The sequence below is a fragment of the Bernardetia sp. genome, assembly GCF_020630935.1.
Classification (GTDB): domain Bacteria; phylum Bacteroidota; class Bacteroidia; order Cytophagales; family Bernardetiaceae; genus Bernardetia.
Window position 1 is genome coordinate 1 of sequence record NZ_JAHDIG010000131.1, and the last position, 1,738, is coordinate 1,738.

At 31.1% G+C, this 1,738-nt stretch carries 1 protein-coding gene and 1 pseudogene; one reads left to right on the forward strand and one right to left on the reverse strand.

The annotated features are described in order from the left end of the window. Nucleotides 1–298 precede the first annotated feature (298 nt). The gene (locus QZ659_RS20085) at nt 299–1,459 is read left to right on the forward strand and encodes a site-specific integrase (protein ID WP_291728819.1); all 1,161 of its coding nucleotides are present in this window, start codon (nt 299–301) and stop codon (nt 1,457–1,459) included. Nucleotides 1,460–1,509: 50 nt separating this feature from the next. On the opposite strand, the pseudogene QZ659_RS20090 reads toward QZ659_RS20085, so the two are convergent. Further along, nucleotides 1,510–1,738: pseudogene (locus QZ659_RS20090) on the reverse strand (hypothetical protein); the annotation flags it as partial.

A 1,738-nucleotide genomic window follows, 5' to 3' on the forward strand; every position in this document is an offset into this window, starting at 1 on the left:
AGAAGGCACGATGAATGCCGTATTTGGACGTGGGTTCGACTCCCACCAGCTCCACTAACTAAGTAGATACAGTCAAATGAGCTACTTAGAACGTTTTTTAAAGTTGCTAGGAGACAGAAAGAGCAAGGTTATTTATTGAATTACACTAATTTGCAAAATTAGGTAGCGCAATAGGTAACCTTTTTTTTATTAGGTAACGCAATATTAGTTTAGATAACTAAATAATAATAGTATAAATTTGTTCTTTTTTTTTATTCATTAAAACAAATATATACTGTGCAAAAAAAAACGTATAGTAATGAAAGTAGGGTTTCTGATACGAAAAACACGTACAAATAAATATTCTGTATGCTGTCGTGTATCTTTTAAAAATGATAAAGGCGTTCCTTTCTCTGTTGAAGGTGTGGAAATTGAGAGGAAAGAAGACTGGAAAAATGAGCGTGGAAAATCGTTGCAGATTTTGGGCAAAGGTGCAAAAAAGAAAATGAGGATTTTGAATGAGCTAGAGTTAGATTTGTTTGAAATATTCGAAAGACAAAAGGCTCTAAACTATCCAGTAACCTCTTCTATTATCACTAATTTGTATCTAGGAAATACAAAACCTGCTCTCACGGCTCTTAGTGTTTTGAGAGAGTGGACGGATGAGCAAAAAAAAAGAGTTAAAGCTAAAAATACAAAGCGAAACTATGAACGTTCGTACTTAGACTTTGAGCGTTTTTGTAAAAAAAATCAAATTTCAAGTCTTCCTGCTGAAAAATTTACAAAATTCTACGCAAAAAAATACTTCAATTTTCTAAAAGATATTCCTAATACTGAAAAAATAGCTTGGCGAAAAGTTCGGAATGTAAAGAATGCTATCAATGAAGCTGCTGACGATGAGATTATACAAGAAACAAAACTATTTAATCTTAATTTTGATGTAAAAACAAAAATAAAACCATTCGTTTTTTTACTACAAGATGAGCTAGAACGAATAGAGAACAAGGATTTCGATATTGAACGCTTAGAAAATGTAAGAGTTTGTTTCTTATTTTGTTGCTATACTGGCTTTCATTTCAATCAAATGCAGATTTTTGACAAAAAAAAGCATTTGTTCAAACAAAATGGAAGGTCTTGGATAAGTACGAATAGAGACAAAAATAATGCGTATATAGGCGTTCCTGTCTATCCAAGAACACAAGCTATTTTAGAGAAATGCAATTACAAGTTACCTGTCATTTCAAATGGAAAATTTAATTCTTACTTAAAAGAAATAGCTGATTTGTGTGATATTAGAAAAAATCTAACTTCAAAGGTCGGTCGTAAGACCTTCGTAAATATGCAAATCAATGTACATGGAGTTTCAAAAGCAACTGTTGCACGTATGCTAGGGCATAAATCTTCACGTACTACTGAAAGATATTACGGAGATATAGACCAAACTACAATTATTAGAGAAACTGAAAGTCAGTTTCAATAAATTTTAACTCCCCTTTTTGTGTGTAGCCCTTAAATGCACACAAATTTATACTACTTTTTTCTGCTTTTATTATAAAAAGCAAGTGATAAATTCATTTTTCTAGCCTTTTTTTCTACAGAAGCTAGTGTTCTATGCAAGTTTAAGCAAATATTTACAACTGACATGCTTCCTGCATTTTCATATAAAAATGAAATATCTTTGTCAGTCCATTTTTCTCTACCTTCTTTTTTTTTGATTCCTAAAAACTGAAAAGATTGAGATTTCAATTGTTTAAATGCA

What these genes read in the sequence shown, in the direction of transcription:
- QZ659_RS20085 (WP_291728819.1), top strand. Translation starts at nt 299, where the DNA reads ATGAAAGTAGGGTTTCTGATACGAAAAACACGTACAAATAAATATTCT.